A 12234-nucleotide genomic window follows, 5' to 3' on the forward strand; every position below is an offset into this window, starting at 1 on the left:
CTCAGCCCACCCCGGATCGCCGCATGACCGACAGTTTCGTCACCCAGTGCCCGCATTGCCAGACCAGCTTTCGCGTCAGCCATAACCAGCTGAGCGTGGCGCGCGGGGTCGTGCGCTGCGGCAATTGCCTGCAAGTGTTCAATGCCGCCAAGCAGTTGCTGGAACAGAATGCGTCGTTGCAATCGGTGCTGAGCCCGCCCGTTCCGGCACCGGTCGTGGTGGAAACCGCCGAGCCGCCGCTCGAACCCGCCCCTGTCGACAAGGCACCGGCCCTGCCGGCCTGGGGCGAGGTCGATCTCGACCAGCTCGACCTCGACAGCGAACTGGCCCGCCTCGAACAGCGCGAAATCCAGCCGAGCCTGTCGTTCCATGCGGCCCCGCGCCGCGAAGACAGCCTCAGCGCCAAGCGCGATGACGCCGATGCCGACGAGCGCCTGGAAGACGGCCTGTTCAGCACCGAGGACCGCGACCCGGTAGCGCCGATACTCGACGAGCCGCCGCTGCAACTGGAGCGCCCCGAGGAAGAGCAACCGCAGCCGGAAATCCGCACCGAGCCTTCGCTTTCGCTGGACCTGCCGGAGCCGGACGACACGCCGCCGGTCCGCTCGCTGGCCCTCGATGAAGAAGAACAGGACGAGCCCGTCGAGCGCGGCGCTCGCCTGTCGGCCCGCGACGACGATGACGAGGCGGATGACCCCGAACCGGAGATCTCCGAGCGTCGCGAACCGGGACTGGGCGCCCTGCCCCCGGCCGGCAGCGCGCCGCGCAAGGAATCCCTGGTCGACCTGGTCGACGACCCGATCCAGCTCGACTGGCAAAAGCCGAAAAGCACCCTGGGCCGCAAGCTGCTGTGGTCAGTGCTGATCCTTCTGGCCGCTGCCGGCCTGGCCGCCCAGTACATCTGGTATCACTTCGACGAACTGGCCCGCCAGGACCAATACCGTCCGTGGTTCCAGGAACTCTGCCCGACCCTGGGTTGCAGCGTGCCGTCCAAGGTGGATATCGGCCGGATCAAGAGCAGCAATCTGGTGGTACGCAGCCATCCTGACTTCAAGGGCGCGCTGGTGGTGGACGCGATCATCTACAATCGTGCACCGTTCTCCCAGCCTTTCCCGCTCCTCGAACTGCGTTTCGCCGACCTCAACGGGCAATTGATCGCCAGCCGGCGCTTCAAGCCCGCCGAGTACCTCAGCGGCGAGCTGGCCGGCAAGGACGAGATGCCCAGCCAGACCCCGATCCACATCGCCCTGGACATCCTCGATCCGGGCCCGAAGGCGGTCAACTACAGCCTGAGCTTCCGCTCTCCCGAATGACAGCAGCGGCAAGCCGCAAGCTTCAAGCCACAAGAAAAAGCAGCGGCGGCACGCGGTTGCTCTTTCTTGTGGCTTGAAGCTTGAGGCTTGTAGCTGGTCGCCAGAGCGACCCAACTGTTCAGATTTTATCCAGATTCATCTTTATCCGGTCATCGAGAGCGGGTATCATGCCCACCCTTTTTCGAACTCTAATGATCCGGCCCCACAACAGGGAACTCCTATGTCGGCGGTACGCATCGGCCCATACGAACTGCAGAACAACCTGATCCTGGCCCCCATGGCCGGAGTCACGGACCAGCCTTTCCGCCAGCTTTGCCGACGGATGGGCGCAGGCCTGGTGGTGTCGGAGATGGTCAGCAGCGACATGAGCCTGTGGAACAGCCGCAAGTCGCGCCTGCGCATGATCCACGAAGGCGATCCCGAGCCGCGCTCGGTACAGATCGCCGGTGGCGACGCGCAGATGCTTGCCGCCGCAGCTCGCGCAAACGTGGAGCTGGGCGCGCAGATCATCGATATCAACATGGGCTGTCCGGCAAAAAAAGTCTGCAACAAGGCCGCCGGCTCTGCTTTATTGAAAGATGAAGCGCTGGTCAGTGAAATCCTCCACGCGGTGGTCGCCGCGGTGGAGGTGCCGGTGACCCTGAAGATCCGTACCGGCTGGGACCGCGACAACAAGAACGGCCTGGTCGTGGCGAAGATCGCCGAGCAGGCCGGGATCCAGGCGCTGGCCGTGCATGGCCGGACCCGCGCCGACCTGTACACCGGCGATGCCGAGTACGAAACCATCGCCGCGATCAAGCGGGCGGTTTCGATCCCGGTCTTTGCCAATGGCGACATCACGTCACCGCAGAAGGCCCGCGAGGTGCTCCACAGCACCGGCGCCGACGGCCTGCTGATCGGTCGTGCCGCCCAGGGACGACCCTGGATCTTTCGCGAGATCGAGCATTACCTGCGCACCGGCGAGACCTTGCCGGCGCCGCAGCTGGGCGAAGTGGAAGGGATTCTGCTGGAACACCTGGCAGCGCTGCATGCCTTCTACGGCGATGTAATGGGCGTACGAATCGCCCGCAAGCACGTTGGCTGGTACCTGGCAACGTTACCGGGGGCCAAGGAATTCCGCGCCCGGTTCAATCGTTTGGAAGACACAGAAGCGCAATGCGCCGACGTTCGCCAGTTCTTCCGCGAACGCGAACAGAGCCTTGAGACAGAGGACGGACAAGGGGTGGCCGCATGACGATGATGACCGAGACTTTAGTGAGTGGAACAACGCCCGTGAGCGACAACGTCAACCTGAAACAGCACCTCAATACCCCCAGCGAAGAGGGCCAGACCCTTCGCGGAAGCGTGGAAAAGGCGCTGCACAACTATTTCGCCCACCTCGAAGGTGCGGCCGTCACGGACGTGTACAACCTCGTGCTCTCGGAAGTCGAGGCGCCCCTGCTGGAAAGCGTGATGAACTATGTCAAGGGCAACCAGACCAAGGCCAGCGAGCTGCTTGGACTGAACCGCGGCACCTTGCGCAAGAAACTCAAGCAGTACGACCTGCTGTAAGCCAGAACCCCAACCAAAAAGGCGACTCCCGGCGAGCTCGCCTTTTTTGCTGACTCCACCGCGTTATGGAATCTGAAATGACCGACCAGACTACCCGCCTGCCGATCCGCCGTGCCTTGATCAGCGTTTCCGACAAGACCGGGATCCTCGAATTCGCCCGTGAGCTGCAAGGCCTCGGCGTCGAGATCCTGTCTACCGGCGGCACCTTCAAGCTGCTCCAGGACAACGGCGTCGCCGCGGTCGAAGTCGCCGACTACACCGGCTTCGCGGAAATGATGGACGGCCGGGTCAAGACCCTGCACCCGAAAATCCACGGCGGCATCCTCGGCCGTCGCGGCACCGACGACGCCATCATGCAGGAGCACGGGATCAAGCCGATCGACCTGGTCGCCGTCAACCTGTACCCGTTCGAAGCCACCATCTCCAAGCCGGGTTGCGACCTGCCGACCGCCATCGAGAATATCGACATCGGCGGCCCGACCATGGTCCGTTCGGCGGCGAAGAACCACAAGGACGTGGCCATCGTGGTCAACGCCAGCGACTACGCCAGCGTCCTGGAAAACCTCAAGGCCGGTGGCCTGACCTACGCCCAGCGCTTCGACCTGATGCTCAAGGCGTTCGAGCACACCGCCGCCTACGACGGCATGATCGCCAATTACATGGGCACTGTTAACCAAGCCGCCGAGACCCTGTCGACCGAAGGCCGCAGCGAATTCCCGCGCACCTTCAACAGCCAGTTCGTCAAAGCCCAGGAAATGCGCTACGGCGAGAACCCGCACCAGAGCGCGGCGTTCTATGTCGAAGCCAAGCCGTCGGAAGCCGGCATCGCCACTTCCGTGCAACTGCAAGGCAAGGAACTGTCGTACAACAACGTGGCCGACACCGACGCCGCGCTGGAATGCGTGAAGAGCTTCGTCAAGCCGGCCTGCGTCATCGTCAAGCACGCCAACCCGTGCGGCGTCGCGGTCAGCCCTGAGGGCGGCATCCGCCAGGCCTACGAACTGGCCTACGCCACCGACACCGAATCGGCCTTTGGCGGCATCATCGCCTTCAACCGCGAGCTGGACGGCGAAACCGCCCGTGCCATCGTCGAGCGCCAGTTCGTCGAAGTGATCATTGCCCCGAGCGTCAGCGAGGAAGCCCGTGCCGTGGTCGCGGCCAAGGCCAACGTGCGCCTGCTGGCCTGCGGCGAATGGTCGGCCGAACGTGCCGCCGCCTGGGACTTCAAGCGCGTCACCGGCGGCCTGCTGGTGCAGAGCCGCGACATCGGCATGATCACCGAGGGCGACCTCAAGGTAGTGACCAAGCGCGCCCCTACCGAGCAGGAAATCCACGACTTGATCTTCGCCTGGAAAGTGGCCAAGTTCGTCAAGTCCAACGCCATCGTCTACGCCAAGAACCGCCAGACCATTGGTGTCGGCGCCGGCCAGATGAGCCGCGTCAACTCCGCACGTATCGCTGCAATCAAGGCCGAGCATGCCGGCCTGCAGGTGCAGGGTGCGGTCATGGCATCAGACGCGTTCTTCCCGTTCCGTGACGGCATCGACAACGCCGCGAAAGTGGGCATCACCGCCGTCATCCAGCCAGGTGGCTCGATGCGCGACGCCGAAGTCATTGCCGCCGCCGATGAGGCAGGTATCGCAATGGTCTTCACCGGTATGCGCCACTTCCGCCACTGATTTCAGCGTCAAGCTTCAAGCTGCAAGCGGCAAGAAAGAGCGGACCGAATGCTCCTCTCTTGCTGCTGCAGCCCTTTAAATTTCAAAGTTGCCTGCTACCGAGAAAAGTGCACAGTCTGCTTTTTCTTATGACTTATAGCTTGCAGCTTGCAGCTTCCCAAAGGAGCCTGTAATGAACGTTTTGATCATCGGCAGCGGCGGCCGTGAGCACGCCCTGGCCTGGAAAGTCGCCCAGGACCAACGGGTCGAGAAAGTCTTCGTTGCCCCGGGCAACGCCGGCACCGCCACCGAAGCCAAGTGCGAGAACGTCGCCATCGACGTCCTGGCCCTGGAGCAACTGGCCGACTTCGCCGAGAAGAACGTCGCCCTGACCATCGTCGGCCCAGAGGCTCCGCTGGTCGCCGGTGTCGTCGACCTGTTCCGCAAGCGCGGCCTGGACTGCTTCGGCCCGACTGCCGGCGCCGCCCAGCTGGAAGGCTCGAAAGCCTTCACCAAGGACTTCCTGGCGCGCCACAAGATCCCGACCGCCGACTACCAGAACTTCACCGAGATCGAGCCGGCCCTGGCCTACCTGCGTGAAAAAGGCGCACCGATCGTGATCAAGGCCGATGGCCTGGCCGCAGGCAAGGGCGTGATCGTCGCCATGACCCTGGCCGAAGCCGAAGACGCCGTGCGCGACATGCTCGCCGGCAATGCCTTCGGTGAAGCCGGTTCCCGTGTGGTCATCGAGGAATTCCTCGACGGCGAGGAAGCCAGCTTCATCGTCATGGTCGACGGCGCCAACGTGCTGCCGATGGCCACCAGCCAGGACCACAAGCGTGTCGGCGACGCCGATACCGGCCCCAACACCGGCGGCATGGGTGCCTATTCCCCGGCTCCGGTGGTCACCGCCGACGTGCACCAGCGCGTCATGGACCAGGTGATCTATCCGACCGTGCGTGGCATGGCCGCCGAAGGCAACGTCTACACTGGCTTCCTTTATGCAGGCCTGATGATCGACAAGGCCGGCAACCCGAAGGTCATCGAGTTCAACTGCCGCTTCGGCGACCCTGAGACCCAACCGGTCATGCTGCGTCTTGAGTCGAGCCTGGTGCTGCTGGTCGAGGCCGCGCTGGCCAAGGCCCTGGACAAGGTCGAAGCGGTGTGGGATCCACGCCCGAGCCTGGGTATCGTCCTGGCTGCCGGCGGCTACCCTGGCGACTACGCCAAGGGCGCGCCGATCAAGGGCCTGGGCGCTGCCGCCGCGCTGCAAGGCAAGGTGTTCCACGCCGGTACCGCGCTGCAGGACGGCCAGGTCGTCACCAGCGGCGGCCGCGTGCTCTGCGCCACCGCCCTGGGTGATACCGTCGAGGCCGCCCAGCAACAGGCTTATCGCCTGGCTGCGGAACTCGACTGGGAAGGCGCTTTCTACCGCAAGGACATTGGCTATCGCGCCATTGCCCGCGAGCGGGGCGAGCATCAGGAGTAATCCGCCGGCACGCAAGCGCAGCGCCCGCGTGGCGCGGCTTGCGGCCAGTCGACAGGGCCCCTGCGGGGCCTTGCCTTCGACTTGGCAGGCCGCGCATAGTTGTGCACCGGCATCACGCTAGGAAGGGATATTTCGTGCGTTGGCTCAGGACTGCCATTGGAATCATCGTCAGCTTGCTGACCCTGCTCTGCCTGCCTCCGGCGCTTGCCGATTCCGGCAGCGGCTGGGCCGTTCTGCTCGATACCCAGGGCAACCTGCAACTCGGTGATATCCGCTCCGAACGCTACCGCAACCAGTTCGCCCCCACAGAACTTTCCCAGCTCAACGCCGCCGCGCCCAACCAGGCGCTCTGGCTGCACCTGCGCCTGCCTCCCCGTCAGCAGGAACAGGTGATCCGCGTCTTCGCCCCCGATCTTTCCCGTCTGGACCTCTACGTCCTGGACGGCAACACCCTGCTGCAGCAAAGCCATGCCGGCCGGCGCAGCGAGAGTGGCCTGCTGACCCTGGGCAGCAGCGACCACCTGCTTTCCCTCCCGGCCAGCCCGGTGGCACTGGACGTCTATCTGCGCCTGGTCTCCGAACACCAGTTGCGCCCGGGCATCAGCCTGCTGCCAGCGGTGGATGCCGCCGCCGACCAGCGCCGCCCGCTGCTGTTCGGCCTGCTGATCGGCTGCCTGGGCATGCTGGTCCTGCACAACCTGACCCGCTTCGCCTATTCGCGCTCGTCCAGCAGCCTGTGGCTGGCCGGCTACCACGTATTGATGCTGCTCAGTGCGCTGATCCTGCTCAACCTCAGTGGTCCGTGGAATCTCTGGCACAGCGCGCAGACCCCGGCCGCCTATCTCACGGTGATGCTGGCCGTTCTCTGCGGCCTGGCCTTCACCCAGCGTTTCTTCGCCCCGCTCGGGCCTTCGCCGGTCAACCGCCTGCTCCACGGGCAGATGCTCCTGGTGGTGTTCTGCGGGCTGTTGCTGTTGTTCGTCGACACCTTGCCGCTGAACCTGATGACCTACGCCCTGGTTGCCCTCGGCAGCCTGAGCATGCTGATCATCGCGGCGTGGCACTGGTACAAGGGGTTCGCCCCGGCACGGCTGTTCGCCCTGGCCATGCTGATCTTCAACCTCGGCTGCCTGGTGGTACTGCCGGCCCTGCTCGGCCTGACCCGCACGCCCACCCAATCGCTGCTGTTCATCCTCATCGGCCTTACCGTGCTGACCGGCCTGCTGCTCAACCTCTCGGTCAGCGAGCGCCTGCGCAGCATCAACGACGAGCGGGTCAGCGCCAGCCGCGAACAGGCGGCGAGCAACGCCGAGATCAACGCCAAGGCCGAGTTCCTGGCGAAGATCAGCCACGAGATCCGTACCCCGATGAACGGCGTGCTGGGCATGACCGAGCTGCTCCTCGGCACGCCGTTGTCGGTCAAGCAGCGCGACTACGTGCAGACCATCCACAGCGCCGGCAACGAGCTGCTGACGCTGATCAACGAGATCCTCGACATCTCCAAGCTGGAGTCCGGGCAGATCGAACTGGACGATGTGCAGTTCGACCTCAATGCGCTGATCGAGGACTGCCTGGGGATCTTCCGGGCCAAGGCCGAACAGCAGAACATCGAGCTGATCAGCTTTACCCAGCCGCAGGTACCACGGGTCATCAGCGGCGACCCGACGCGCCTGCGCCAGGCCATGCTCAGCCTGCTCGACAATGCCCTGAAGAAGACCGACCACGGCGAAATCCTGCTGGTGGTGGCCCTCGACCAGCGCGGCGACCAACCGCGCCTGCGCATCGCCGTGCAGGACAACGGCGAAGCCATGCAGGCCCCGGAGCGCGAGGCCCTGCTGCAGGCCGAACTGCACAGCAAGCACTTCCTCTCCAGCAACAAGCTCGGCGGGCACCTCGGCCTGGTGATCGCCAAGCAACTGGTCAACCTGATGCACGGCGAATTCGGCATCAAGACCAGCCACAACCAGGGCAATACCCTGTGGCTGACCCTGCCCCTCGACGCCCAGCGCCTGGAGCAGCCGGCCACCGACCTCGACGCCTCGCTGCGCGGCGCGCGGGTGCTGGTGGTGGACGACAACGACACCTGCCGCAAGGTCCTGGTCCAGCAATGCGGGGCCTGGGGCATGAACGTCAGCGCCGTGCCGTCGGGCAAGGAAGCGTTGGCCCTGCTGCGCACCAAGGCGCACCTGCGCGACTACTTCGATGCGGTCCTGCTCGACCAGAACATGCCCGGCATGACCGGCATGCAGCTGGCAGCGAAGATCAAGGAAGACCCGAGCCTCAACCACGACATCCTGCTGGTGATGCTCACCGGCATCAGCAACGCGCCGAGCAAGATCATCGCGCGCAATGCCGGGGTCAAGCGCATCCTCGCCAAGCCGGTGGCCGGCTATACCCTCAAGACCACCCTGGCCGAGGAGCTGGCCCAGCGCAGCAAGGCCCCGCCGCCGAGCCTGGCGCCACCGCCAAAGCCGGTGCCAATCGAACTGCCAGCAGACTTCCGCATTCTCGTTGCCGAAGACAACAGCATCTCCACCAAGGTCATCCGCGGCATGCTCGGCAAGCTCAGCATCGAGCCGGACACCGCCAGCAACGGCGAGGAAGCGCTGAAGGCGATGAAGGCCCAGCGCTACGACCTGGTGCTGATGGACTGCGAGATGCCGGTGCTCGACGGTTTCTCCGCGACCCAGCAACTGCGCGCCTGGGAAGCGGCCACCGGGCGCCCACACACGCCGGTGGTGGCGCTGACCGCGCATATCCTCGCCGAGCACAAGGAACGCGCACGCCAGGCCGGGATGGACGGGCACATGTCCAAGCCGGTGGAACTCTCGCAACTGCGCGAGCAGATCGAATACTGGGTGGCCCGCCGTGAACAGTCGCGCCCGCCGGCAGATGCGCCGCTGTCACACTGATACACTTGCCCGGCCCCTGCCCTTTCGCGAGCCCCGACCATGCTCCATGAGTTGTTCAGCGTTTACCTGAAGATGCTCGTGCTCTACAGCCCGTTCTTCGTGCTGTCCTGCTTTATCAGCCTGACCCGCGGCTATTCCAGCAAGGAGCGCAAGCACCTGGCCTGGAAGGTGGCGATGGGCGTATTGATCGCCAGCGTCCTGCTGTACCTGTTCGGCCGGGTGATCTTCGGTGTGTTCGGCATCACCGCGGACGCCTTCCGCATCGGCGCCGGCAGCGTGCTGTTCATCTCGGCGCTGGGCATGGCCCAGGGCAAGTCGGCGGTACAGACCGACAATGTGCAGCAGGACGTGACCATCGTCCCCCTGACCATCCCCCTCACCGTCGGCCCCGGGACCATCGGTGCCCTGCTGGTGATGGGGGTCGGCCAACCGCACTGGGACGACAAGCTGCTGGCGATCGTCAGTATCGCCCTGGCCAGCGCCACCGTCGGCCTGGTGCTGTATCTCTCCAACCGCATCGAAAGGATCCTCGGCGACCAGGGCCTGCAGATCGTCAGCCGGCTGATGGGCCTGTTCGTCTGTGCCCTGGCGGCGCAGATCATCTTCACCGGGATCAAGGGTTACCTGCTGTCCTGATCACAGTTCGTAGAGTTCATCCTCCAGGGCCTTCAGCAGCCGCTGCCGGACCTTGTCGCCGAACTGCTGCTCGAACAGCCGGGCATTGAAACGCACCAGCTCGGCCCGCACCCGCAGGCTGGTGCGCTCGCGATAGAGAAAGCCGTTGCCCAGTTCCTCGCGGTTGAGGACCTCGTGATACAGGACCATGTCCACGTACCCCGGGCGCGTCACCCGGCATGGCAGCAACTGGAACGACGTCGACTCCAGCGAGCGCTGCTCGAAACGGAACAACGCCGGCTGGACCAGTCCCAGGGCATCGATGGACCAGCGGGTAATTTCAGAATACTCGGGGCCGGCGGCAGCGCCGATACGCCCGAGCATGGCCTCGCGCACCGAGCGCCGTTCCAGGTCGGGATCGAAGGGTTCCCGCGGCGAGGTCGCGTCCCAGCCGAGGAATTTCAGTTGCTGGCGGTAGTAGTCGTAGCCGTCGCTGACCTGGCCCTTATCGACCACCTCGCGGGTTGCGCGCTGGGCGAACAGCATGGCGGTCTGCACGCGCTCGCGCATGTCCTTGTCGACCTCCGGGAAAAAGGACATCAGGGCGTTGCCGACCACGGCCGCCCGAAGTTGCTCTGTCATCTTGGGTTTCCTCAATGAAGGGTATGGCTGGCCGGCATGCGGACCACGCCGTCGCGCTCGTTGTCACGCAGGTCCGGCGCGGGCTCGGCCAGCAGGCTCTGGAAATACAGGTCGCCGCGCAGGGTTGCGCCGGGCAGCGGCGCTTTCAGCCAGTCAGCGCCGAGGGTGGCGCGGGTTTCCAGGGCGATGCTGCACAGGCTCAGTTGCCCGTCGCGATGCAGTACGCCCAGTTCCAGCACCAGTTGGGTGAAATCGCCGCGCGGCTGCAGGGCGCTGCCCGACAGTTGCGCAAGCCCTGGCTGGTTCAGCAGCAGTGAATCGATGCCCAGTTCCAGCGCTTCGCCCGACTCGGCATGCTGGCTGCCCAGCCACAACAGCAGTGGTTGGGTCGGCGACAGCAGGGTCCGGCCTCCGGCGCTTTCCACGCTCTGGCAACTATGGGTCACCCGCCAGCCGCGCCGCCCGAAGGCATTGCGGTAGGCGCGGTACCAGCGCCGGTGCTGGTCGAAACGCGAGCTCATCACGCCGTCGGCGAGCAGCTGCGCCTGCCCCAGCGAATCCAGGGCGTGGCGCCGCTCCCGCTCGCTGACCTGCGGGGCGACCAAAACCAGGCTGCCCCCGGTGATCCACATCGTATAGCCGTCGACATCCATGTCCGTTCACTCCAGAAAATCGCCGGGGGCAAGCCGGCCGGGGTCAGATTTCGTAGTCCATGATTCGCGAAACCGCCCGCTCACCCAGGCGTTGCTCGACCAGATCCCGCGCCTTGGCGTAGACCTGGGTGTTGAACGACAGCGCTGCGGTGCTGCGGTAGGTCGCCGAGGTGTTGCTGTCCCAGTCGAACAGCACGGTATCGAGGTCTTCCTTGCGCACGGTGCGCTGGATCGCGCCCAGCGCCATGACCACCTCGCCGTCCTTGGTCTCGATGCACGAGGCCACGCCGACCATGACATTGGACTGGCGATACAGGCTGCGCTTGAACAGGGTCAGGGCTTCTTCGTCCTTGTTCAGGCCTTCGATGGCCTTCTCCGCGAAGGCGCCCAGGGCCTGGACCAACGGCCCGCCGCTCAGCAGGCTGGAAGCCGCCACCTGCACGGCCTTGACCGCGACGTTGGCGAGCTTGAGGGATTGCGCGGTATCGCTGGCTTTCTCATGGGTACGCCGGGCCACGGCCCAGCCGCAGTCGGTCATGGCTTCGAGGAAATAGTCGAACCAGGCTTCGCTCAGGGTGAGCTGGTTGTGTCGTTTGTTCGCGACCAGGGAAGCAAACAGATAGCTGTTCTTCACGTCCTGGCGGTTCTGCGCGGTCATGCCGGCGCCGAAGGCCAGCAGCGAGCTCTCCACCACGGCGGCGGAGCTCAGATCGAGGGGTTCGTGGGTATCTTGGGTCATTGCAAAGTCCTTCTTGGCTGTGCCCTCCAGGTGGAGGGAAGGCCAAGGTACGTGGCAATGGGCGGGGGGTCAGGAACGAAGTTTTTCCCCTAAAGGCCGGGTCGCTGAGTCAGTGAGCCAGCTCTTGCGACAGCTCGGGGTGCCTGACGATGAGACGCATCAAGCAAAGCACTCCACCTGGCGGGACATGGCGCCCTTGCTCCCAGTCGCGAAGCGTCGCTACCGGAGTGGCTATGCGCTCGGCGAACATCGCCTGAGTCAGTCCGGAACGCTCCCGCGCCTGACGCACCAGGATTTGCTCAGGCGTGGTAATCCGGCCTGCGCTTGCCTTGGCTTCCTGCAGGGCTTGACGGAGGTCTGGAATGCTTTCGCCAGCATCGTCCTCGATGGCCTTGGCAACCGCTTCGATATCAATGTCACGCATATCACACCACCTTGCCGATTTCTGCGGGGCCCATGTTGGGTGTTTCCTATCACTTTTCGCTTCGCTCGATAGTACGGGAAACCCGTATATTACGGGCACATGGCTTGCTCATATGTTCGTATCAAGGTGCGTATGCCCAGTCCCCTAAAATTGTCCACATGAACGAGACAGTCATACCGTTTTCAGCCGATTTATCCTTTTTCGAGAAATCCCTAATCTGGACACATCTAGCGGCAAC

The 12234-nt window shown here is 64.5% G+C and carries 11 protein-coding genes; 7 read left to right on the plus strand and 4 right to left on the minus strand.

Annotation, left to right across the window (positions count from 1 at the left end; all coding sequences use genetic code 11):
• Nucleotides 1–23 precede the first annotated feature (23 nt).
• The 7 genes from PSEMO_RS19885 (at nt 24) to PSEMO_RS19915 (ending at nt 9559) form a co-directional block, all read left to right on the plus strand.
• Nucleotides 24–1313 carry a DUF3426 domain-containing protein gene (locus PSEMO_RS19885; protein ID WP_075804683.1) on the plus strand — a complete coding sequence of 430 codons (1290 nt, stop codon included), beginning with the start codon at nt 24–26 and terminating at the stop codon, nt 1311–1313.
• A gap of 220 nt (nt 1314–1533) precedes the next feature.
• Nucleotides 1534–2547 (plus strand): tRNA dihydrouridine synthase DusB, encoded by a 1014-nt coding sequence (gene dusB / locus PSEMO_RS19890; RefSeq protein WP_075804684.1) that lies wholly within the window; start codon nt 1534–1536, stop codon nt 2545–2547.
• Complete coding sequence (gene fis / locus PSEMO_RS19895) at nt 2544–2864, plus strand: DNA-binding transcriptional regulator Fis (protein ID WP_003186237.1); 321 nt, start codon at nt 2544–2546, stop codon at nt 2862–2864. Before dusB ends, fis begins: the two co-directional genes overlap by 4 nt.
• A 77-nt stretch (nt 2865–2941) precedes the next feature.
• On the plus strand, nt 2942–4543 hold the full coding sequence (purH, locus tag PSEMO_RS19900) for a bifunctional phosphoribosylaminoimidazolecarboxamide formyltransferase/IMP cyclohydrolase (RefSeq protein ID WP_075804685.1): 1602 nt from the start codon (nt 2942–2944) through the stop codon (nt 4541–4543).
• Nucleotides 4544–4715: 172 nt separating this feature from the next.
• Complete coding sequence (gene purD / locus PSEMO_RS19905; protein ID WP_075804686.1) at nt 4716–6011, plus strand: phosphoribosylamine--glycine ligase; 1296 nt, start codon at nt 4716–4718, stop codon at nt 6009–6011.
• A gap of 134 nt (nt 6012–6145) precedes the next feature.
• Complete coding sequence (locus tag PSEMO_RS19910) at nt 6146–8923, plus strand: hybrid sensor histidine kinase/response regulator (protein WP_075804687.1); 2778 nt, start codon at nt 6146–6148, stop codon at nt 8921–8923.
• Between the two features lie 39 nt (nt 8924–8962).
• Nucleotides 8963–9559 (plus strand): MarC family protein, encoded by a 597-nt coding sequence (locus PSEMO_RS19915; RefSeq protein WP_075804688.1) that lies wholly within the window; start codon nt 8963–8965, stop codon nt 9557–9559.
• On the opposite strand, the gene PSEMO_RS19920 is transcribed toward PSEMO_RS19915, so the two are convergent.
• From PSEMO_RS19920 to PSEMO_RS19935, 4 genes are all read right to left on the minus strand, one after another.
• On the minus strand, nt 9560–10180 hold the full coding sequence (locus tag PSEMO_RS19920; RefSeq protein WP_075804689.1) for a hypothetical protein: 621 nt from the start codon (nt 10178–10180) through the stop codon (nt 9560–9562).
• Between the two features lie 11 nt (nt 10181–10191).
• Entirely contained in the window at nt 10192–10833 is a 642-nt protein-coding gene (locus tag PSEMO_RS19925) for a hypothetical protein (RefSeq protein ID WP_075804690.1), read from the minus strand.
• 43 nt (nt 10834–10876) lie between these two features.
• Nucleotides 10877–11572 carry a hypothetical protein gene (locus PSEMO_RS19930; protein ID WP_075804691.1) on the minus strand — a complete coding sequence of 232 codons (696 nt, stop codon included), beginning with the start codon at nt 11570–11572 and terminating at the stop codon, nt 10877–10879.
• A gap of 109 nt (nt 11573–11681) precedes the next feature.
• Nucleotides 11682–11996: a helix-turn-helix domain-containing protein gene (locus tag PSEMO_RS19935; protein ID WP_075804692.1), complete on the minus strand. Its 315-nt coding sequence runs from the start codon at nt 11994–11996 to the stop codon at nt 11682–11684.
• Nucleotides 11997–12234 lie beyond the last annotated feature (238 nt).

The organism is Pseudomonas putida (assembly GCF_001941965.1).
Lineage (GTDB): Bacteria > Pseudomonadota > Gammaproteobacteria > Pseudomonadales > Pseudomonadaceae > Aquipseudomonas > Aquipseudomonas putida_L.